16 protein-coding genes and 1 tRNA gene are annotated in these 22845 nt (G+C 43.6%); 1 reads left to right on the top strand and 16 read right to left on the bottom strand.

What is annotated here, in order from left to right:
* From CL181_RS18790 to CL181_RS18775, 4 genes are all read right to left on the bottom strand, one after another.
* Positions 1-513, bottom strand: coding sequence for a hypothetical protein (locus tag CL181_RS18790; protein WP_097300858.1), 513 nt, complete (start codon positions 511-513; stop codon positions 1-3).
* 181 nt (positions 514-694) lie between these two features.
* Positions 695-1006, bottom strand: a complete 312-nt coding sequence (gene rpsJ / locus CL181_RS18785; protein WP_097300857.1) for a 30S ribosomal protein S10 — start codon at positions 1004-1006, stop codon at positions 695-697.
* Positions 1007-1041: 35 nt separating this feature from the next.
* Entirely contained in the window at positions 1042-2313 is a 1272-nt protein-coding gene (tuf, locus tag CL181_RS18780) for a translation elongation factor EF-1 subunit alpha (protein ID WP_097300856.1), read from the bottom strand.
* A gap of 72 nt (positions 2314-2385) precedes the next feature.
* Complete coding sequence (locus tag CL181_RS18775; protein ID WP_097300855.1) at positions 2386-4575, bottom strand: elongation factor EF-2; 2190 nt, start codon at positions 4573-4575, stop codon at positions 2386-2388.
* A gap of 266 nt (positions 4576-4841) precedes the next feature.
* On the opposite strand from CL181_RS18775, the gene CL181_RS18770 reads away from it, so the two are divergent.
* Positions 4842-8441 (top strand): PAS domain S-box protein, encoded by a 3600-nt coding sequence (locus CL181_RS18770; RefSeq protein WP_097300854.1) that lies wholly within the window; start codon positions 4842-4844, stop codon positions 8439-8441.
* A gap of 134 nt (positions 8442-8575) precedes the next feature.
* Here the strand turns inward: CL181_RS18770 and CL181_RS18765 are convergent, their stop codons facing one another.
* The 12 genes from CL181_RS18765 to CL181_RS18710 all read right to left on the bottom strand — a co-directional run bounded on the left by CL181_RS18765 (position 8576) and on the right by CL181_RS18710 (position 22845).
* On the bottom strand, positions 8576-9136 hold the full coding sequence (locus CL181_RS18765) for a 30S ribosomal protein S7 (RefSeq protein WP_097300853.1): 561 nt from the start codon (positions 9134-9136) through the stop codon (positions 8576-8578).
* A gap of 1 nt (position 9137) precedes the next feature.
* The gene (locus tag CL181_RS18760) at positions 9138-9566 is read right to left on the bottom strand and encodes a 30S ribosomal protein S12 (RefSeq protein WP_097300852.1); all 429 of its coding nucleotides are present in this window, start codon (positions 9564-9566) and stop codon (positions 9138-9140) included.
* A 34-nt stretch (positions 9567-9600) separates the two neighbouring features.
* Complete coding sequence (locus CL181_RS18755) at positions 9601-10032, bottom strand: NusA-like transcription termination signal-binding factor (protein ID WP_097300851.1); 432 nt, start codon at positions 10030-10032, stop codon at positions 9601-9603.
* The gene (locus CL181_RS18750; protein ID WP_097300850.1) at positions 10029-10319 is read right to left on the bottom strand and encodes a 50S ribosomal protein L30e; all 291 of its coding nucleotides are present in this window, start codon (positions 10317-10319) and stop codon (positions 10029-10031) included. The genes CL181_RS18755 and CL181_RS18750 overlap by 4 nt, the downstream gene beginning before the upstream one ends.
* A gap of 12 nt (positions 10320-10331) precedes the next feature.
* Entirely contained in the window at positions 10332-11477 is a 1146-nt protein-coding gene (rpoA2, locus tag CL181_RS18745; protein ID WP_097300849.1) for a DNA-directed RNA polymerase subunit A'', read from the bottom strand.
* Entirely contained in the window at positions 11474-14104 is a 2631-nt protein-coding gene (locus CL181_RS18740; RefSeq protein ID WP_097300848.1) for a DNA-directed RNA polymerase subunit A', read from the bottom strand. The genes rpoA2 and CL181_RS18740 overlap by 4 nt, the downstream gene beginning before the upstream one ends.
* Positions 14105-14113: 9 nt before the next feature.
* On the bottom strand, positions 14114-15928 hold the full coding sequence (gene rpoB, locus CL181_RS18735; protein ID WP_097300847.1) for a DNA-directed RNA polymerase subunit B: 1815 nt from the start codon (positions 15926-15928) through the stop codon (positions 14114-14116).
* Positions 15921-17516, bottom strand: coding sequence for a DNA-directed RNA polymerase subunit B'' (locus tag CL181_RS18730; protein ID WP_097300846.1), 1596 nt, complete (start codon positions 17514-17516; stop codon positions 15921-15923). Before CL181_RS18730 ends, rpoB begins: the two co-directional genes overlap by 8 nt.
* Before the next feature lie 18 nt (positions 17517-17534).
* Positions 17535-17792, bottom strand: coding sequence for a DNA-directed RNA polymerase subunit H (locus tag CL181_RS18725; protein ID WP_255251637.1), 258 nt, complete (start codon positions 17790-17792; stop codon positions 17535-17537).
* Between the two features lie 20 nt (positions 17793-17812).
* Positions 17813-17901: transfer RNA gene (locus CL181_RS18720), tRNA-Lys, on the bottom strand.
* A gap of 173 nt (positions 17902-18074) precedes the next feature.
* Complete coding sequence (locus CL181_RS18715) at positions 18075-21617, bottom strand: hypothetical protein (protein WP_097300844.1); 3543 nt, start codon at positions 21615-21617, stop codon at positions 18075-18077.
* Positions 21618-21822: 205 nt separating this feature from the next.
* Positions 21823-22845, bottom strand: a complete 1023-nt coding sequence (locus CL181_RS18710) for a PGF-pre-PGF domain-containing protein (protein WP_097300843.1) — start codon at positions 22843-22845, stop codon at positions 21823-21825.

Genomic DNA, 22845 nt, shown 5'->3' with positions numbered 1-22845 from the left:
TTACCACACCCTCACGGAAAGAATAGCTGCTTCATTATAACCAGTAGAGGAATTTATGATCAATACTATACGTTTAATTTGCCCGATATCAGTTGCTTTTGGAAGAGCAGGGCCGCTCTGGTTCATCGGTCTGTTCGGATCAGTAAGGTTTGCAACTGTCATATTCATATTAAACGCAGATTCACTGCTGGATAAACCAATTTCCAGAAGTGCGGCATTATAGTTAGCCATGTTTGAATAATTTAATCTCGTATCATTTAAATAATATAATTTACCCTGGTCTATAACATTTAATTCACTTGATTTATCTGCATGAAGCATACGTTCGACAAGTACGGTTCCTGCCCTGTCCGCAGCAAGCGTAACCTGATCGGAGCTTGATTGAAAGGGAGTAAATATACTATTAATGAACTGGAAAACAAAAAAAACTGACAGGAGAAATATTCCTATCCCTGCTATATAATCTATATTTACCTGGGCATTATCGTTTTTTAAAAAGTTAATTATTCTCATTGATAGCCCTGACTGTCCGCAATTAAGCACGTTCATTCTATATCATCACTATACTTATCATAATACTATACATATACAAAAGGCTTATGGCGACAAAAATGTCCCTGTGATGGATAAATTACAGAAAATCTGCAATAAAAATCAAATTATAATAATATATTAAAAAAAGACTGTAAAAAAATTAACTGGTGAGAACAATCTCAATACTGATATCTTTGGGAACCTGTATGCGCATTAACTGCCGCAGTGCCCTTTCATCAGCATCAAGGTCGATAAGTCTCTTATGGACTCTCATTTCCCAGTGATCCCATGTCGCACTTCCTTCGCCATCAGGGCTTTTCCTGCATGGCACTACTAATTTCTTGGTTGGGAGGGGAACCGGGCCGCAAATGCTTACTCCTGTCTTAACTGCGATATCTTTTACCTGTGAACATATTCCGTCAAGAGTAATAGGACTTGTCCCGGATAAACGTATTCTTGCTTTCTGTACCATAAATAACACCGTTTTATTGAGAAAAAGTGAGAATATTATATTCTCGCTTTGATGTCCTGTACCATTCCTGCGGCAATTGTCATTCCCATATCCCGGATCGCAAAGCGACCGAGCTGCGGGATATCTTTTACCTTTTCGATACATAGCGGTTTTGCAGGTTTGATCGTCACGATAGCTGCATCCCCGGCTTTTATGAAGTCGGGATTTTCAGCTGCGGTCTGACCTGTCTTTGGATCAAGTTTCTTTAATATTGCTGTGATCGTTCCTGCAACCTGTGCAGTATGACAATGCAGAACCGGTGTATAACCAATAGAAATTGCTGACGGGTGCTGCAATACAACAATTTGTGCTGTGAATTCTTCAGCAACAGTTGGAGGTTTGGCAACAGATCCGCAAACGTCTCCACGTCTGATATCTTTCTTCTCAACACCCCTTACGTTCCATCCGATGTTATCGCCAGGAACCGCTTCTTTTATTTCCTGGTGATGCATTTCAATGGATTTGACTTCGCCGACTGCTTTGGCTGGCATGAATATTATTTTATCGCCAGGTCTCATCACTCCGGTTTCAACCCTGCCCACTGGAACTGTTCCGATACCGGAAATTGTGTAAGCATCCTGGACCGGAATGCGAAGTGGTAATGTTGTGGGTTTGTCTGGCATTTTCAACATATCAAGAGCTGCAAGCAAAGTCGGTCCTGTATACCATTTTGTATTCTCACTTGGCTTTGCAAGGTTATCGCCTTTGAAAGCTGATGTCGGGATAAAGTTTATTTCATCCGGCTTATAACCCACCATTTTGAGAAGTGTGCTTATATCGGCTTTTACTGCATCATATCGAGCCTTATCATAGTTGACTTCGTCCATTTTGTTGATTGCTATGATCAACTGGTTAATACCCAGGGTTCTTGAAAGGAATACATGTTCTTTTGTCTGTGACTGGACGCCTTCTTTGCCTGCGACTACAAGAATTGCAGCATCAGCCTGTGAAGCGCCTGTGATCATGTTCTTTACGAAATCCCTGTGGCCAGGGCAGTCCACGACTGTGAAATAATATTTTGCGGTATCAAATCGCTGGTGAGCAACGTCTATTGTGATACCCCTGTCCCTCTCTTCCTTAAGGGAGTCCATGACCCATGCGAAAACGAAGGATTCTTTACCTTTCGCTTTTGCTTCTTCTCTGTATTTTTCTATAATATGCGGCGGCACGGCGCCGGTATCATACATTAATCGCCCTGTAAGGGTTGATTTTCCATGGTCTATATGCCCTATAATTGCTAAATTTAAATGTGGTTTCTCTGCCATAATATTTCTCCTTTATATTTATTGAAGATTGTTTTCTGTCCGTATTGTTGTTTTTGTTTTTAAACCTTCCGTTCATCACGGACTTATGAAATCACTCGGTTTAGGCATTTCGAGTTTAAGTCCTTTCCTCTGCCTTATGCCCATCACTATCTCATTAAGCATGTTCCCCGGTATCGGTTCAAATCCGACAAATTCCGTGCTCCACATAGCTCTGCCTTCAGTAGCCGAGCGGATATCCCCGGAGAATCCGAACAATTGTGCAACGGGTGCTTTGGACTCGATAATGGTCATGTCGCCTTCTGATTGCATATCTAATATAGAACCGCGTCGGCCCTGCATCTCACGCATCGCGCCTCCCATCTGGTCATGCGGAACATGGATGAATACTTTCTGGAAAGGTTCAAGAAGTGTGGCACCGGCCATAAGCATTGCTGCCTGGATTGCCTGTCTTGATGCAGGAATGACCTGCGCAGGTCCCCTGTGGACTGCATCTTCATGGAGTTTTGCATCCATTAATTTTACTTTAACGCCCATTACTGGTTCACGGGACAAAGGTCCGGCTTTCATGACCTCTTCAAATCCTTCAAGGATCAGTTCCATTGTTTCATGCAGGTACTGGATACCTTTGGTCATATCTATGTACATATTTGTTTCATAAATATGGGCAATACTCTTGGCTTCGTCCTTACTCATTCCTGCTTTCATCAGTATGTCCCTGCGCTCCACTTCTCCCTGCCTCATTGAGATTTCATTATTCTTGATAAGTTCAATTATAGCCGGGGACAGAGGCTCAACTTCCACATAGAACCTGTTGTGGCGGTTCGGGGATTTCCCTTCAACAGGACCCACATGACCCGAAATTGTTTCCCTGTATACAACAAGCGGTTTGGATGTGGTGATATCGACATGTTTGTCGCGCTTGATCCTGCCTGCGACTACCTCAAGATGAAGTTCACCCATTCCTGCAAGCAAATGTTCTCCAGTTTCCTGGTTTATCATTACTTTGAGCGTCGGGTCTTCTTTTGCGACCTGTCTTAATACTTCAACAAGTTTTGGCAGGTCCTTCATGTGTTTAGCTTCAACAGCCACAGTCATCACAGGCTCGCTGACATGCCTTATGCTCTCAAACGGGGTCATGCTTTTATCGCTTGATGCTGTAGAACCTACTATCGCATCAGTTAAACCTGTTACTGCTACGATATTTCCGGCAGGAATCTTCTCGCACTCAATTCTCTCAGGACCCATGAAAAGGCCTACTGACTGGATCCTGTTCGCATTTGGCATTCCTGAAATGAAAACTTCCTTGCCCCTTTCAAGAGTACCTGAGAAAAGCCTTCCGCTTGCTACCTCACCTGCATGCGGGTCAGTGGTAATATCTGTTATCATTAAAGCTATCTTGCCGTTCCTGTCCACGTTTATCATGGACTTCCCGATATCACTTTCCTTATCGCCATGCCATATGACTTTTATTCGTTCCTGCTGTGCCCTGACAGGGCTTGGAAGGAATTTTATGATCATATCATTCATTACTACATGAAGCGGACATTTTATAGCAAGTTCATTCTGCTTTTCAGCCTGGCACAATTCGATAATTTCCTTAAATCCGATGCCGGTCTTTTTCATATAGGGAATGCTTATCGCCCAGTTATTTAAGGCTGATCCGAATGCAACTTTGCCAACTGCGGGGTCAAGCTTCAGTCTATCATATTCGTTGGGTTTCAGGCCTTTAACGATCTTATTGACTTTATCAATAACAAGCCCCAGCCGCATTTGCATATCAGCGGGTGTAAGCTTTATCTCATTAATCAGTCTGTCAACCTTGTTTATGAAAAGAATTGGTGTTACGTTTTCACGAAGCGCCTGACGCAGCACTGTTTCAGTCTGCGGCATCGGACCTTCGACAGCATCAACAAGAACGACCGCCCCGTCCACAGCCCTCATGGCGCGAGTTACGTCGCCGCCAAAGTCAACGTGACCCGGTGTATCTATAAGGTTGATGAGATATTCCTGGCCTTCATACTGATGTACCATAGAAACAGTTGCAGAATCGATGGTAATTCCACGTCTTTGTTCTTCTTCATCAAAATCCATGAATAATTGTTCGCCAGCCAGTTCTGATGAGATCATGCCTGCACCGGCAAGTAGATTATCTGAAAATGTTGTTTTTCCATGGTCTATATGTGCAACTGTACCGATGTTTCGGATAAACTCGGGTTTATCCATCAGTTCAGTGACATGTTCAACCATTTTCTTTCGTCTGCCCATTTGATTTACCTCTTATATTTAAAATTTTTATTGCTCTATTATTCTATCCTATATAAACACTTTGAAAATCCAAAAACCACTTATGGAAACTACAAAATTACGGATACAATACTTCAGCATGCGATTATAACTGAAAAAATACAAATATAGTCATAAACAATTGAAAATAATTATCATAGGTATATTTAATTACCTTAATAACCATTTTCCAACCGCACAGTGGTATTTGCATCTGTGATCCTTGATGGTATTTCGTGGGTTCATTAATGTCTATTATGAAAAGCAAAAGTCAAATTCCAGGGTGGGCAATCCTTGTTCTTGCATTAGCAGTTGCATTGTTAGCTGCTGCTACTATTGCTATGCTCCACCAGTATGCTAATGAGAGTCGCCAGGCAGAATTGTTATTGTCTCGCCTTAAAGGGCAATCATACCATCTGGACGCCCTGGAATGGCAATTCGAGAGGAGACCTGGTCCTGAATTACTGGAAGAAGTCCAGCAGGTCGAGAGCCAGATAGCACAAACATTCGATGAATTAATGCTGCTTGATCCGGGCGAAGAGAGGTTGCAGCAACTTCATAAAACCCAGCTCGAATTCCAAAACAATATGCATGAAATGTTCAGGTTGATAACAGCGGGAGATCTTGAAAAAGCAGATATCCTTGATAAGGAGCGGGTCGATCCGGGTTTCAATGCGCTCAGTGATATGATCACCAATACCAGCGCTATCTATAGTGAAAGAGCGGATCAGGCACAGAGGAAAGCTGGTATAGATACTACCCTGGTTATTATCGCAGCCGGGATAATGGTCGGATCCCTGATATTACGGTTCCAGAAGATGCAACTGAGGGCTAAACTGATAACCATCGAGCAAAAAGTGCTGCGCCAGAGCGAAGAACGCTACCGCACAATCATCGAAACTGCGCATGATCTCATCTGGACATTAAATAACGATGGTAACTTCACTTTTTTTAACATGCGGAGTGAAGAAACCAGTGGATACAAACTTTCTGAATTGATCGGTAAAAGCTTTGCCCCTCTGATTTTCCCGGAAGATTTACCAAAAGTACATGAAATATTCCTTAAAACTCTCCAGGGTAATCCACAAAGTTATGATGTAAGGGTATATAACAAAGATGGCAAGATATTCATCCTTTCGGTTAATACCGTCCCTTTATATGAAAATGATAAAATCATTGGAACTGTTAGCTTCGGAAGGGATATCACTGAGCATAAGCAGGTTGAGGAAGCACTACAACAATCTGAGGAAAAATATCGCACGTTAATTGATAATATCCAGGATGGCGTCTTTATTATTCAGGATGCTAAAATCCAATTTGCAAATGAGTCGTTTGCCAGGATAGGCGGGTACACTGTGGAGGAAGTTATTGGAAAGGATTTACAGGAATTTGTTGCGCCAGAAGATTCAAAAATGGTCACAGATCGCTACTATCGAAGACAGGCAGGAGAGGACGTACCTAAAGAATATGAATTCCATGTGCTGCATAAAGATGGAGTAACCAGGATACTGATCAATGCAAATGTTGGACTTAGTACTTTTCGCAGCAGGGTGGCACTTGTAGGGACTGTGAAGGACATAACCGAGCGCAGGCGGGCTGAGGAGGAGCTACGGTTATTTCGTAATCTGATTGATCGATCAAACGACGCTATATTTGTTGCTGACCCTGAAACCGGTCATATCCTGGATGCCAATGGTAAAGCATGCACCAGCCTGGGATATAAACGCGAGGAACTCCTTAACATGCATGTTTTTGACTTTGCAACCGTCCTGCCAGATCATTCTTCCTGGAAAGAGCATGTGCAAGAAGTCAAGAAAAAAGGATATATGATTTTTGAAGGTCAGCAGAGGCGTAAAGACGGCGCTATATTTCCTGTAGAGGTAAATATCAGTTATATTTCTCTTGAAAAAAATAATTACATATTATCTGTAGCCCGTGATATTACTGAGCGTAAGCGTATGGAAAATACGCTAAGAGAGTCAGAGGACAGATACAGGACTGTATTCGAGACTACCGGAACAGTGATGGCGATTATCGAAGAGGATACTAAAATATCCCTGGTGAACGAAGAGTTTGAAAAACTCACAGGTTATCCCGGAGAGGAAGTGGAAGGTAAAAAAAGCTTGACAGAATTTATTGTAAAAGAAGACCTGGAAAGGATGAAAAAGTACCACCGTGAGCGGAGAGTTGACCCGAAGCTGGCTCCAAATAAATACGAGATCCGGTTAATTGACAGGAACGGCAGTATAAAGGATATTTTCCTGAACATCGCTATGATCCCTGGAACAAAAAAGAGTATAGTGTCTCTTATGGATATCACCGAGCACAAAAGATCCGAAGAGCAAGTACGGGAGCAGGCTGCTCTTCTTGAAAAGGCACAGGATGCTATTTTAGTCCGGAATTTAGAAGACAGCATCACTTACTGGAATAAAAGCGCACAACGCCTGTACGGCTGGACTGCACAGGAAGCTATAGGCAAAAATGCCAGCGAGCTTCTGTATAAAGATATAGAAGATTCATCCCGCCATATCGAAGCCCGAAAGAGCGTAGTTGAGAGGGGTGAGTGGAACGGTGATCTGTACCATGTAACAAAAGACGGCAGGGAAATCATTGTCGAAAGCCGCTGGACGCTGATGCATGATAATAAGGGAAAACCAAAATCAATACTTGCCATAAATACGGATATAACTGAGAAAAAGAAGCTTGAAGAACAGTTCCTGCGGGCACAGCGCATGGAGAGCGTGGGCACGCTTGCAGGAGGTATAGCACATGACATCAACAATGTTCTGACGCCGATAATGCTGTCATTGGAACTGTTAAAGGAAAAATTCACGGATAATAAAAGCCAGCAATTGATTGATATTCTTGACCGGAGCGCCAAACGCGGAGCCAGCCTGATAAAGCAGGTCCAGTCATTTGCGCGAGGTGTAGAGGGTGAACGCATGCCTCTTCAAACAGCGCATCTTATATCGGAAATAAGGCAGATAGCACAAGAGACATTTCCGAGATCGATTGAGATCATGACCGATATACAGAAAGACCTCTGGACAATCTCCGGAGATGCAACACAGCTACACCAGGTCCTGATGAATCTGTGCGTGAACGCCCGCGATGCTATGCCTGACGGCGGTATCCTGACTATATCTGCCAGGAATATTTTCATTGATGAGGACTACACTCATATTGATATTGAAGCCAGGGTTGGTCATTATATCGTAATTGCTGTCACGGATACCGGAGCCGGTATTCCTCCTAAAATAATGGACAGGATGTTCGAACCGTTTTTCACAACAAAAGAGAATGGTAAAGGCACAGGTCTTGGTCTTTCTACCGCTCTTGGAATTGTGAAAAGTCACGGCGGGTTTATAAATGTATATAGCGAAGCTGGAAAAGGAACGACATTCAAGGTTCATTTGCCTGCAATTACAACGACCGAAACACAGAAAGCGGAGGAGCCAGCGCATGAACGTTTCAGGGGATCTGGAGAATTGATTCTTATTGTTGATGATGAAGCCCAGATCCGTGATATCACCAGTTCAGTATTACAAACAAACGGATACAGAGTGCTCACAGCCAATAACGGGCTGGAGGCAATAGCTTTGTACGAGCAAAACAGAGAAGAAATCAAAATTGTTCTTATGGATATGATGATGCCGGTTATGGACGGGCTGGCAAGCATTCAAGAACTGCGTAAAATCAATCCGCAGCTAAAGATTATTGCAGCAAGCGGATTAACAGAGAAAGACAAACTAACAAAAGCTGCAGGCACAGTGAACGCTTTTTTACCAAAGCCTTACACGGCTGAGAAATTATTGAGAACCATACATGAGGTTCTAAGCGCAGAGTGAACATAGCATTATGTAACAGAGCATTGGAATTTAATCAGAATCCTCGAATTTTCTAATCCGATGTCCGTGACTGGTGTTAGTCAAACTATTTAAAAAAAAAAATAAAAAGTAATCACACAACCGCAGTTATGCGATTATCTTGCCGCTTTTGCGACCCTTTCAATATTGTCTTTCTTGCCCATGGCATATCCTTTTACGTCATGGTTGGCTGCAGCGATGATCTCTTCTGCAAGCGCATTTGCAAGGGTTTTCTTTGTGCCGAAAGATGCCTTCTGGGCTCCTTCAGCGATAAGGCGTAGAGCAGTATCTACGCGGCGCTGCGGAGCAGTATCTACAGATTTCGGAACAGCAATACCACCATATTGTAACCTGACTGTTTCCTCCCTTGGGCCTGCATTTGTAATAGCATTTGCAAGAACCTGTATCGGATTCTGACCGGTTCTCTTGTTAACTGTTTCAAATGCTTCCATCATTATCGTGGTAACAGTTATCTTGGCGCCCGTATTGTGCTCTTCACGCATGACTTTATTTATGAGCCTCTCCACAATGTTCAGGTTCGTCTTGGCGAACTGCTTTTTTGAATTCTTGCCACCCGAATGCGGGACAACTGTAGGTGTAAGATTAATATAACTCCTGACACTCGGGTCTTTGACCTCAACTTCTGTAAAATCCCATTTTCCGAATAATTTTTGCATATTATCTCACCGGTTTTGCCTTTTTGCCAAGCACCATTTGTCTTAGATCAACATTATTTACAGATATTACTTTCCAGCGAACTCCAGGAATATCTCCCATGGCTCCCCCCATTTTTCCGCCGATCCGTTCAACGACCACTTCATCATGTTCGTCTATGAAATTAATAGCCCCATCCAGGGGACAGAAAGCTGTTATCTGTTTGCCGTTCTTGATAAGCTGAAGCCGGATGCATTTCCTGATCCCTGAGTTTGGCTGTTTTGCCTCGATACCGACTTTCTCAAGAGCAATACCCCTTGCCTGCGGGGAGCCTCCGAGAGGGTCAGCCTTTACATCCAAATTAAGGGCTCGTCTTGCGAAATCTCCATCGCTCCATCTATTACTTTTGTCGACGCTCTCTAGTTTACGAGCCGCGTATAATCCTTTTCCCATGTAGTTTTTTCCTCCAATATGTATATAATTTTAATCACTGAATTATTACGTCGTTTATATTATGATGCCTTAAGGAGAGCTTTTTTACTTTTTCAATATTTTTGCCGTCTCTCCCGATGGCAAGCCCCTTCTCTTTAGTTGGAACTTCTACATAAGCTATACGCTTGCCATCATTAATTTTAATATTAATATTTTTTAAAGTTATTGGATGAAATGCATTTTTAATGAACAATACAGGATCATCGGAATGCTCGATTATTTCTACCGATTTACCAATTGCCTTTTTCACGTTGTTGATATGTTCCCCGCCTTTTCCTATAGCAAGCCCCATATCACCACTCCTGACTACAAAAAGAAGCCTGTTGTTCTCGGTATCCTCATAGCAATCTCTTGCTTGCGCCCCCGTGATTTTTTCAAATAACGCGATGTACCTTATTCCATCCATGCTTAACTTAACTTCACTCATTCATTCTCCTTTAAAGTGAGTATTCCGGAATCACCTGGCTCCAGAACCGCAAAAGCTGTAATTGAGAATGGCTTTCCACACGCAATCCCAAGATCAAACCCGTTTCCTGGATAATTTATTGCAGGTACTCCTTTTAATTCATTTCTTGTTTTTTCAAGACAATTCGATGATAAAACAACACTCTGCGCCTTTCCATTTTTTACAGCATCAATGGTCTGACGCGTGCCTATGACAACTTTTCCTGTTGATAAAACGCTTCTGAATACTTTATTTAAATCAGTTTCCATACTTATTCTCCATTATTTAGCTTTTCGTGCAATTAATTTAACGTTTCCGGTGCCCAATCTTATGGGTTGTCCGACTATTACGTTTTCGGTGACGCCTCTTAGCTCATCAACATCACCCCTCATTCCGGAATCCAGCAGGTGATTGACCGTTACTTCAAACGCAGCCCTTGCGAGCACACTGGCCTTTTCACCGGAAATACCATGCCTGCCTATGGGTTTTACATCCCCGTCAACAGTCATGATATCTGATACGAGCATTATATGCCTGACATCCACATTAAGACCCTGTTCTTTAAGGGTGTCTGTGGCCTCATTGATCAATGCCTGCCTTGCGGCCTCGATTCCCATTACTTCAAAGATCTCGTTTACATTATTTGTCCTTGTCCGGGTTGCATCAACACCCTCTATTGCCAGGACTTCTTTGAGCACAGAACCTTCGGTGTATAATACATATTCACCAGTATCTTCCTTCCTGATAACGACCCTTTTTATACCCTTAATACCTTTCAAAATTACCGAATGTAAACTTTTTACAAGCTGCAAAAGTTCCCTGTATGAGGGTTTGCCGGGCTCTAATACAAGCGTATCTCCTTTTATTTCGCATGATACCCCAAGTTCCTCTTCGATCCTATCTGCGATTTCCTTCGAAGTCATGTTCCTCTGGGTCAGCGCTTTTTTGTTCAGGTCAATCAGTACCTTCATTTCTGTAATATCGGTTGATATGCTGCCCAGGACATTTATATAAGTGGCCTCTATTTTCCAGGCAAGTTCACGTGCTTTATCCCTGTCATGGGAATAATTCTTTTCAAGAAAAATGGTCATCATCGGAGTACTGGGATTCTTCCTGGCATCCACTATTTCGATCAACCTGGGCAAACCAAGAGTAACGTTAATTTCGGCTACACCTGCGTAGTGGAATGTTCTCATTGTCATCTGCGTACCAGGTTCTCCGATTGATTGAGCAGAAACTACACCAGCCGCTTCACCAGCCTCAATTTTGGCATTGTCATATCCGGAATGAAGGCGTTTTACGATCTCTTCCATCTGTTTCTTTGTGACTTTGCGCTCTTTAAGTTCCCTGTTAAGGTTATCAATTACATTCTGGGGCAACTTGATATCTGCGATCATCTCATCAATGTTTTTCTGAGTTGCGCTCATTCCTTCACTCCTGTTACTGAATCAATTATCCGCTTTACTGCATCGGTTTTACTGAAATCACTGTTCATTGGATTGATACCGTCTTCTCCGAATTTGAACTGGATTATCATGTTCCTTGTATCCCTCACCGTGCCATCATATTGTACTTCAAGGTCCTGGAGAGCATTCACAAGCCTGCGCTGCAAGTACCCGGACTGTGATGTTCTTACAGCTGTATCCACAAGACCTTCTCTTCCTCCAATAGCATGGAAGAAATATTCAGTGGGCGATAATCCACCCTTGTAACTTGCTTTTACAAATCCGTGGGCTTGCGCTCCCAGATCACCTTTATCGAAGTGGGATAATGTCCGTCCTGCGTATCCTCTCTGGATCCTCTCACCCCGGACTGCCTGCTGTCCCACGCATGCCGCCATCTGTGTAAGGTTAAGCATCGAACCCCTGGCGCCTGACTTTGCCATTATCACCGCAGAATTATCCATTCCAAGATGCCGTCCTGCAATTTCACCGGTAGCATCTCTTGCCTTGCTTAATTCCTTCATTATTTCCATTTCAAGCGTTTCCCGGATGGTTCGCCCGGGCAACTGTTCAAGCTCGCCGGCTTCGTAAGCCTGGATCAGTTTTTCCACCTTATCAGTAGCCGAGTTCAAAGTCTCATTTATCTGGTTTTGTGCTTCAGGGGGCACATATTCGTCGTTTATCCCGAAACTGAACCCGCTTCGCATAATGCCCCTGATAGAAAGACGGGTGGAATCATCAATAAATTTACAGGCTGTCGCAGTATTGAATTCTTTTATTAATTTGTCAATGATCACACTTTTGAAAGCGCCTACTGCTTTTTCATCAATTGAGCCTTTTTCCAGCACACCATCTTTGATCACTACATAAGCGTCATGTTCACAATCAACACCTTTGCAGTTATCACATTGTTCACATATTTCGGCCTTGAATTCCAGGTCAAGACCTTTTGGAAGTATCTGGCTGAAAATCTGTTTTCCATTCCAGTATGGTTCCCCATCTTCTTTTCCTGCAGGTTCCGGCAATTCCCAGATCTCGGATTTTGCAAGTAATTCCAGTGCATCATCTTTATTAATCTTATCTTTACTATTTGTAAGTAGGAAAAGACCTGAAATGTGGTCATGGATACCGCCAATAATAGGACCTCCGAATCTCGGGGAGATGATATTCTCCCGGATATTCATCAGTATTTTTGCTTCTGCACGCGCATCTTCTGTTTGCGGTACATGCATGTTCATTTCATCACCGTCAAAGTCAGCGTTATATGGCGGGCATACGGCTGGATTTAACCTGAAAGTCTTATGCGGCAACACTTTTACTTCATGAGACATTATACTCATCCTGTGAAGTGAAGGCTGCCTGTTGAATAAAACTACGTCGCCATCTTTCATCTGCCTGTCAACTTTCCATCCCAGTTCAACAAGGTCTGCAAGTTCAGCGCCGTTCTTATCAGTGATCCTTAGCCTTCTTCCGTCCGCCCTGACGATATAATTGGCGCCAGGATGGTTATCAGGACCGCGCCTGACATATTCCTTTACTTCATTAATATTTCTTGGTGTTACATACAATGTTATAGTGAGTTCCTTGGCAATTGCAAGGGGAACTCCCACTTCATGCATACCAAGATTAGGATCAGGCGAGATCACTGTTCTTGCAGAGAAATTAACACGTTTACCGGATAAGCTTCCCCTGAACCTTCCTTCTTTACCTTTTAATCTCTGGGATAAGGTCTTAAGCGGCCTGCCTGATCTGTGGCGGGCCGGGGGCACTCCTGAAACTGCATTATCGATAAATGTGGTTATGTGGTATTGTAATAATTCCCACAGATCCTCTATGATCAACTGGGGGGCTCCAGCTTCCCGGTTTTCCTGGAATCTCTGGTTAATACGGATTATGTCTACAAGTTTATGAGTAAGGTCATCTTCGCTTCTCTGCCCTGATTCAAGAGTAATTGACGGCCTCATAGTAACAGGAGGAACCGCAAGCACGGTCAGAATTATCCATTCCGGACGTGCATTCCTGGAATCCATGCCGATCACTTCAATATCCTCATCAGTCATTTTTTCAAGACGTGAACGAATGTCCGTTGGCATCAGCTTGTGGCCGTCTTCCACAAATGTTGTGGGTTTCTCAAATTTGATCTCTTTTTGCTCTTCATTACAATACTGGCACTTTCCGGCTTTACGCGCTTCCTTGAAAACGTCATTTACAACATCTTCTATGGATTGTCCCATTTTCTTAAGCGTGCGTATCTTTTCTACGGTTTCTTTTTTCTGGTTGGGATCCAGAAGCAGCGCACCGCAATTCCTGCATGTTGCTCTTAATATTTTGCGTATCAGCTTGGCAAAACCCACATGCATCACAGGCGCTACAAGTTCAATATGCCCGAAATGACCCGGACACTCGCCCGCCCTTCCGCCGCATGTCTTGCATCTAAGACCGGGGTCTATTACACCAAGTCTTGTATCCATTAATCCCATTTCAATGGGAAAACCGTCATCATCGTATGTATCAGCAGTTATGATTCTTGTTACACTCATTTTCCTGAATTCTTTAGGTGAAATAAGTCCGAATCTGATCTGTTTTATTCTTTTGGGGGTTGCAATTACCATAATTTTCACCTACACAGCATCTTCCAATTCAAGCCTTGGCGCTACGCCAAGAGAGATTATTTCATCAAGGAGCAGTTTAAAGGCATAGCTCATCTCAACAGGGTGTATATCAGTTTCTGCGCCGCAGTCATGGCAGATAGTAGTATTCCTTCTTTTATCGAGGGTTGCTATCATGCCGCAGTTAGAACATACATATTCCATGACCCTGTCTGATTCGTCAAGCAATCTTTCCTTAAGGGCCATTGCAGCGCCATGCCCGATAAGAACATCTCGTTCCATTTCTCCAAACCTCAAGCCTCCTTCTCTTGCCCTGCCTTCAGTTGGCTGTCTGGTCAATACCTGTACAGGTCCGCGTGACCTGGCATGCATTTTTGATGAAACCATGTGGTACAGCTTCTGGTAAAGGATAACTCCAACAAAGATATCAGCCTGGATCTTATTGCCTGTTATTCCATCATAAAAAACTTCCTTTCCGGTATTTGAAAATCCGAATTTTGCAAGTGAGGATGTTAAATTCTCTTCTGATTCGCCTGAGAAAGCTGTTCCATCGATCCTGCGTCCTTCAAGTCCTCCTACTTTACCACCTATCATCTCAAGAACGTGACCTACGGTCATTCTTGAAGGGATGGCATGCGGGTTAATTATAAGGTCAGGAACCATACCATTCTCTGTAAATGGCATATCCTCATAAGGTACTATCAGGCCAATTACGCCTTTCTGGCCATGCCGTGAGGCGAATTTATCCCCGATCTCAGGTACCCTGTAATCCCGTGTCCTTACTTTTGCAAGTCTTGAACCGTTTTCAGATTCGGTAAGGATTACGGTATCTACAATACCTTTTTCATTTGAACGCATCGTTACAGAACTCTCCCTGCGCTGCACAGGGCTCAAACCTAATTCTGTCGGCTCTTCCAGGAACCTTGGCGGGCTTGTCTTTCCGATCAGGACATCATTTGGCCCGACTGGAATTTCAGGATTAACAAGACCGTCGCTATCCAGTTGATTATAAACTTCCGCAGTTCTGGCACCCCTTACTTCCGTATCAGGGATCTCGAATTTATCTTCCTGGCCTCCCGGGTATTTTCTTTCTTCTCCTTCGTTCGTCCTGAAGAAATGACTTCTTCCAAGACCGCGTTCGATCGCACCTTTGTTTATAACAAGGGCATCTTCAATATTATATCCTTCGTAAGATAATACCGCAACAACGAAATTCTGACCTGCGGGGCGCGTGTCAAAACCGATCGCTTCTGCGGTCTGGGTCGAAGTAAGCGCTTTCTGGGGATAATGCAATACGTGGGCTCTTGTATCAGGTCTTAATTTCATGTTCGGGGTTGACATACCAAGACACTGTTTGACCATGCCCGCACCCATTGTGTTCCTTGGCGATGCATTATGTTCCGGGAAAGGAACCATGCCTGTACATATTCCAAGGATCAAAGAGGGGTCCATCTCAAGATGACTATGCTTGGGATTCAAATTCTTTTCATCGATCGCAATGAACGCATTTTCTTCTTCTTCAGCATCTAGGTACTCGATTAAACCTGCATCCACAAGACTATCAAAAGTAACCTCCTTCTTCTTCAGGCGTTCAATATGTTCTGGTGTCACAAGAGGTTTGCCGTTTTCAACAATTATTGCCGGGCGTCTTGCCCTGCCCTGGTCCGAGTTGATGATTATCTCGTTTGTATCCTCATAGAATATGATATTCACCTGTTTCTTGATCTCACCCATTCTCCGTCTTTTTCTCAAATCATGGACGAGTTCTTTTGGATTTGCAATAGTACCAATAAGTTCACCGTTTAAAAAAACTCTTGCCTTACTCAAATGATTCAGCCTCCTCTTCCGGCATATTTATTTTTATTTCTTCAGCTTCTTCAAGCGCTTCTAATTCCGTGGCATATGTTGTGGGAACTTCTTCCATTCCAAGAAGCTGGGGTATGATCGGCGCCGTACCCATGTCCAGGAGCATTTTCTTAAGCTGTACTTCATTACCTGCAGCTGTTGATATCTCCACAAGCTGCGCAAAGTTTTTCACAAGTCCGCAGTTGGGGCCTTCCGGTGTTTCCGAAGGGCATATTCTCCCCCACTGGGTGGGATGCAAGTCCCTTGCTTCAAAATGCGGTTGTGCTCTTGATAAAGGTGAAATGACCCTTCTTAAATGGGACAAGGTCGCAATATAATCAGTTCTGTCAAGCAATTGTGACACTCCTGTCCTGCCCCCTACCCAGTTACCTGTAGCCAGGGCATGTACAAGCCGTTCGGTTAAAACATCTGACCTGACAATTGTCGTGACATTCAGATCCCTGTTCCTCATGCTTGCCCTTTCAAGCTGGTATTTGATATCACGTGTAAGCCTGTTGAAAGATACCCTGAACAGGTCTTCGATCAATTCGCCAGACAGTTTTAGCCTCTTATTTGCATAGTGGTCTTTATCATCGCTGCCTCTTTTGGTAAGCGCCAGTTCAAAACATGCCTGTGCCATGCGGCCGATAAACTGTGCTTTTACGATCCTGTGAATTTCATCATTCCCAAGATGGGGTAATAAATACCTGTCAATAACATAATTCGCCCTTTTGACCTGGTAATCCCTGGATTGGCCTGAAGCCACCCTTAACCCTATTTTTTCCATTGCTTCGGTCTTATTGGCAGCCTCAGCTTCTTCAAGGTTCTCAAGCATGAATTTGATGATCTCAGGATCATCAGATACGGTATTGACAATGTCCTGATCGGTCTCGATTCCAAGAGCCCTCATAAGAGTGACGAAATTGATCCTGCCCGATATGGATGGGAATGAAACTTCAAGGATCGATTTCTTGTTTCTCTCAACAACAACAAGGGCGCGATAACCCCTGCGCTGCGAGAATACTTTGGCAACTTCAATATTCTCACCATAGCGTTCTTCCATTTCCACAAGGATCTTATTCGGGGCAAGATCTTCAAGTGTAGTTATGACGCGTTCCGTACCGTTCACTATGAAATATCCACCGGGATCCTGCGGGTCTTCTCCCAGTTCGATCATTTCCTTCTGGGACAATCCCACAAGGTTACACGCTTTTGACCAGATCATTATCGGGAGTAAGCCGATCTCTGCTTCTTTTTCTTCCTTTTCTCCCTCAGGCGTGACGATCGCCATACTCAGGAAAAGCGGTGCAGCGTAAGTAATATTTCGAAGCCGCGCTTCAGTGGGATGGAGTTTATCAACAGCACCATCCGCCTCCCTCACAACAGGGAAACCGACTCTTATCTTTTTGAGTTTGACGTATGTTCCCTCAATTTCAGTTTCAATTATTCTCTGCTCTTCAATGACTTTCTGAAGACCATGGTCCAGGAAATCATTAAAAGAATCTACATGATGTCTAACAATTTTGTCACTTGTAAAATACGCTTTTGATAGTACCCTTCTGTCCAACATATTACCTCGATTTACAGCTCACGCGATTACCATGCGATAATAATAAGCTATACCTGCCGTTTTGCTTTCCCGGGTGATCCGTATTACATCTCCGACTTTTGCTTTTGCTGCCACTACGGTAGGATCTATTATTCGGATTTTAGGCAATTGCTCTCTTTCTACTTTGAATTCGGTTAATACTTTTTCAACTTCATCCTCACTTAATATTTCGTGATTCGGTACCATTCTATGTTTTAGGGGATTGAACTCCCTGCCGGTATTCTCTTTCTCTTTCACACAATTACCTCCCGGGCAGACGGGCTCGGAGGGATTTGAACCCTCGACCATCGGGTTTCTTCTCATTTGAATAAAAGCCCGGTGCTCTGCCTGACTGAGCTACGAGCCCAACCGTATCATCCACGAATCTTAAATAAACGCTACCAATCACGGATGAAAAATATTCCTCAATAAATGGCAATTCTCTTAAAACCTCGCAGACGTGCGCCCCTTGTACGGCACTATTAACCTTAAATGTTTCCCTTGAAGTTATGCGTTGGACAAGTCCTCAAATATCACATTTTATCTAAAACGTCTCAAAACAAAAACGACCACTAATATAGCTAACGTGTCTGCCAATGTGAGCATACTTGTATTTTTCGTCTCCGGGGCTTTCAAACTCCCGCCCTCTATTATGAACTCAACTGAAGATGGAACTCCCCAATTGTTGTTTCTCTCCATGGCTTCAACATACACCACATGTTTGCCTGGCGATAATTTTGATATATCCATCCGGGCAAATACATCCTCTGCCTGTGAATCAAAAACCCCATCTGCCGGGGACATCCGTGATTTATTAAGCGGTGTATCAATGTAATACCTGGCATCTCTTACTTTCATTTTATATCCCGCAGTTACCGATGCTCTCAATATGGTCATGTTATTTTCTTTTGTAATTACTGTTTTTTTAACCGAAGGCGTCATGTGCAGCCCTGTAATTTCATGGATATTTGATACATGACAGGTTTCACATTTTTCGTTCTTATGCTCCTCGTCGCCTATGTACACGGCGTTATAATTATTATTTGTAGCCGCATGACAGCTCAGGCAGTTCCTGGGGTTCTTGTAACCAGCCGGATGTGCCTGTATATCCGCAGTCCCGCCATGACATGCGCGGCAGGCATTGTCCCCTCCGCCATTCAGTGTATCATGCTTTCCGAGTGAGAATACTTTTTTCTGTGAAAAGCCCTCCCTCCCGTGACAGGAAAGACAGTTTCCCCCGCCGTTTCCGCCGTCATAGATCTGGGGAGAGTGGAAATTGTCAGGTATTTTCCCGACATTAATGGTTGAATTTTCCCACAGCCAGCTTGTATTATAACCAGCAAGCGTCTGATTTGCATTTATTTTCCTGATATCAGGCGACAGGGAAACCACATCCTCAATAACTACCATATTTTTCGGCCTTGCCTGGATTATTCCCGACACCCTTGCCCTGAAAACCGTGATATTTTTTGGCTGGTTCCCAAGATAATTAATTTGCGGATTGAATTCAAATATACCACCCCTGTTTACGATATCCTCATAAAAATAATTGCCAGTACGCAGCTGGAGAATAACAACTTCGCTTTTTGTATCCACGCCTCTTACTACAAGGCTTGTTCCTTCCGAGATATTCCAGACTTGTCCTTCATACAGCGACCTGCGTTTTTCCGGCTGTATGGTCACATGCTTGTCTTCGTCAGTAAGTACTCCTAATAATTGAAGAACAACATTTTCATCGAATATTTTATTATCTGTAAAATTGGCCGTTTCCTTAGTGTAATAGATCTCATCTTTCTCACCACTGACCCTTTCGATGACTCTATACTTTGCTTTTGGCATTGCTTTCACATGGCATGAATAACATGACGTGATTTTTTTCTCAGGATGGACTCTTTTTAGCCTGAAACCTTCATACTGGATAAAGCCAGTATCACTTCCTTTAAAAATGCCTGTGACATTAATTACAATCGCAGGCACTTTTACACTACCATTATCGATAGTGAGGTACTCCTCATATGTATAATTTCCAGTTCCTATAAGTCTCTTATCAACAATTAGATTTTCTTTTCTAAGTTCTATCAACACGCTGCTCCTGACCGATGAGACTTCAATTACTTTGAGGATGAAACCGAAACCCAGGTCTATATATTCCCCCTCCCTGGCGGTGAATCTGTTATTTTCCCTGTTGAGTTCTATAAGTGCGGTCCTGTTCTCGTATATCAACGTAGCGTTCCCCCACTCTTTGGAATTATCCTCATTAAGATGGCAGTATATGCAATTTATACTGTCAAAGAGATCACCCGAGGCAAAATGGGATACTGTTGAATTTATGTTCCTGCCCTGTGAATTTACGCTGTTTGCATGGCATCCCTGACAGTCATTATTGGTTGTGACATTGGAATTAAAAGCGTTCGTGGGATTGTCAATCAGGCTTGCGTTCCTGAAATGTGAATATATCATGGGAGCGCGGAATTTCTGGTCCAGGGAATGGCATGTATCATTGCTGCACTTCTTCGGTGACTTATATTCCGGAGGATGTCCCAGAGGCTGGGTTCCGTTGCCGTGGCATGCCCAGCAGGCACCGTTCCCGCCTCCGTTCATGCCATAATGTACGCTCAAATTAAATGAAACGATATCTATTCTCTTATCAGCAGGCGCACCTCCGCCTCTGCTATCATGGCAGGAGATGCAATCCGGCCCTCCTCCGCCTGCGCCAACATTGTGAATGAATAAAGCACTTGTTGCAGGAGCATTTGGTGCATGACACGTCCTGCATGCAAGATCGGAATATTCAGCCAGCGAGTGGTTGTAGAAAGTAGTCCCATCTGTTGCTGTTGCAGGAACAAGCCCGGACTTGTTCTGCATTTCAGGCGGTATGGGAGTATAGGACGTGGCATTATAGGAATAATTTCCAGAGGGGTCACTGCCATTGTAATGGCAGTTGGCGCACCAGAAACTTGTATTTGTAATGCTCTGGTTCAGGGCGTTTCCCGCAGTGATATTCGAGACATTTCCAGGCGCATTAGTATCATGAAGTGTTTTCCCATGGCAATAATAGCAGGCGTTAACCTGGCTGTCCCAGTAAGCGGCCTGTGTGCCGTTCCACAATCCTCCGGAAGCAGGATTAGAACTGTGCATCAATGGCGAGGGAAAGCGCGGCGCGCCTGCAAATTTTACCAGGCCGTTCCCCAGGTGGCAGGTAGTGCAGTTCGCTGCCTGGAACTGGAGCCTGAAGTAAGGCGCTGGAAGTCCGAAATCATGACAATCCCCGCAGCCGGTAGCGTTCACGCTGCGGTATGTTCCATCCGGAAGCAAATATTTTATATTATGGATATCCGAATCCGTATCTGCATGACACAGTATGCATTCCACACTTCCTGCATGCCTGTCCTTTTGCAGCCTGTCGCTCTGATGACAGTTATTGCAGAATCCTGAATTCGGAACCGGCTTTGTCAGGTTTGTGCCGTGTATCCTGTCAGTCCCGTGGCAGGTCGTGCAATAGGGACGCCCTGCGGGATGGGTGGAATTGATTATGCCGGATGTGTGGTTTCCTCTCATACTATTGTCCTGGTTTTGCATGACATCACTGTAAACAGTTGAGGAATTCTGATGGCAAAAAGCACAGTACGACTCGCCAGGAGCCAGGCCGAAGCTTGCGTTCCTTCCATAATGGGCTGCGCTTGCGTTGGCGCTGTATCTGAAAAGGTTTGAGGTCTTATTATGGCAATCAGCGCATGACGCTATCACGGACACATTGCCTGTCCTGTTATGATTAGAAACCCTGGGGGCAGCCGGAACTGTTCCATTAATGTGGCAGTCCTCGCAGCTGTATGTGGATATTGGAAAACTATGGAAAACCAATGTATTGGCCGAATAATGACATGCTATGCAGTCCCCACTTGTAATATTTCCTGCCCCATCTGTAGAATTGACATCCGCATGAACACCAAAAAGAGACAGGTTAATTAAAGGGAATTCGTTCGCATTAGAGCTGTGGCATACCATGCATTCAAGCGCACTGCCTGCTGGGCTGAGGAATATAAGATAGGCCAACAATGCCAGTATGATAGGGATTTTTTTCATATAATACTCAATACAATTAATACGATAAATCGGTTCTTATTATTATCATCATTATGATATGGATTTGATGATATATTAACTTTAGTATTGCAGATTCCCCTATTATGTTATGGCAGTGATTATCAATAAATGTGTTGGAGACTTTTGAGTTTTTTAATGCTTAAATCAAAAAAATTGATATATAAAAAAGTAAAAAAAGAGACAGCTACTTGCTTCTCTTTCTTAAAACTACAGCCATCAAACCCGCTATGGCAAGAACGAACTCTAACCCTGGCGCTTTTTTAGTAGCCGCAGGTGCGGGAGTTTGCGTCTGGTTAGTTACTTTAACCCCGGCCGCAGGCGCTGTTATCTCTTTAACGCCTGAAATGGCAAACGGTGAGAATGCGTTGGTCTTTGCCTCATAGTACGTGAACTTCTCATCACTGTTCTTTTTCTCAGTAGCAAGCGAGGTCCATTGTGTCCCGTCCCATCTGTGCATTGAGATATCCGATTCCTTTAAACCTTTTGATGTTAGCCAGGAATTCTCAAGTTTGAATTTGATAACAGCTTCTTTTATGTTCTTTGGCACTGCAAAACCTGATGTGCCAACCCAGATATTGACGTATTTATAAACATCTCCCGGAGCATCATCTTTCACCAGTGTTGACCTGCTCTTAAGAAGCTCGACCTGGACATTTATAAGACCGGCATTTATACTGCTCGTTATCGTTATCTCGGAAACGGGCAGTTCCGGGGTCGTGAAACTAAATGACCTGAGAACATTTATGGATAAGACTTCCTCCCTGGTTTCTTTCTTCAGGACATTCTCAAAGGCTTCTGCAGAAATACTTGCTCCGCCTCCTCCTCCGCCTCCATTGACGCCGCTATCTCCTCCGGCAGTACAGGTATTTGTTGAAGAACTTAATACTGCCAGGTCCAGCCTGTTGTTTGTTCCTTTGGCGCCAACTGTTTGTTTTGTTGCGGTCTTGCCGTCTACATTGAAAGTCAGGGTCTCGCCGGAAACTATGCCTCTATCCAGGGGTACTTTTACCAGGTACGTAGAATTCTGTGTACTTATTGTGCTTACAGCTACATTGCATGATGAATCAAGCACTGTAACCGATGCATTTGGCTTTGTGATGCCATCTACTGTCACATAACCCCAATAAGAAGTCACAAGCGGTTCGGTTATTGCCTGGCCTATAGGGACCAAAAACAATAGTATTATTAATAAAATATTTTTTTTCAT

The sequence above is a fragment of the Candidatus Methanoperedens sp. BLZ2 genome (assembly GCF_002487355.1).
GTDB lineage: Archaea > Halobacteriota > Methanosarcinia > Methanosarcinales > Methanoperedenaceae > Methanoperedens.
This window is presented reverse-complemented; position numbering and strand designations above follow the sequence as displayed.

Excerpts from the sequence above, each read along its gene's own strand:
- CL181_RS18765 (WP_097300853.1), bottom strand. The coding sequence starts at position 9,136 with ATGCAAAAATTATTCGGAAAATGGGATTTTACAGAAGTTGAGGTCAAA.
- rpsJ (WP_097300857.1), bottom strand. The coding sequence starts at position 1,006 with ATGGTACAGAAAGCAAGAATACGTTTATCCGGGACAAGTCCTATTACT.
- CL181_RS18755 (WP_097300851.1), bottom strand. The coding sequence starts at position 10,032 with ATGAGTGAAGTTAAGTTAAGCATGGATGGAATAAGGTACATCGCGTTA.
- CL181_RS18715 (WP_097300844.1), bottom strand. The coding sequence starts at position 21,617 with ATGAAAAAAATCCCTATCATACTGGCATTGTTGGCCTATCTTATATTC.
- CL181_RS18740 (WP_097300848.1), bottom strand. The coding sequence starts at position 14,104 with ATGGTAATTGCAACCCCCAAAAGAATAAAACAGATCAGATTCGGACTT.
- CL181_RS18790 (WP_097300858.1), bottom strand. The coding sequence starts at position 513 with ATGAGAATAATTAACTTTTTAAAAAACGATAATGCCCAGGTAAATATA.
- CL181_RS18710 (WP_097300843.1), bottom strand. The coding sequence starts at position 22,845 with ATGAAAAAAAATATTTTATTAATAATACTATTGTTTTTGGTCCCTATA.
- CL181_RS18760 (WP_097300852.1), bottom strand. The coding sequence starts at position 9,566 with ATGGGAAAAGGATTATACGCGGCTCGTAAACTAGAGAGCGTCGACAAA.
- CL181_RS18750 (WP_097300850.1), bottom strand. The coding sequence starts at position 10,319 with ATGGAAACTGATTTAAATAAAGTATTCAGAAGCGTTTTATCAACAGGA.
- CL181_RS18770 (WP_097300854.1), top strand. The coding sequence starts at position 4,842 with ATGTCTATTATGAAAAGCAAAAGTCAAATTCCAGGGTGGGCAATCCTT.
- rpoA2 (WP_097300849.1), bottom strand. The coding sequence starts at position 11,477 with ATGAGCGCAACTCAGAAAAACATTGATGAGATGATCGCAGATATCAAG.
- CL181_RS18775 (WP_097300855.1), bottom strand. The coding sequence starts at position 4,575 with ATGGGCAGACGAAAGAAAATGGTTGAACATGTCACTGAACTGATGGAT.
- CL181_RS18730 (WP_097300846.1), bottom strand. The coding sequence starts at position 17,516 with ATGTTGGACAGAAGGGTACTATCAAAAGCGTATTTTACAAGTGACAAA.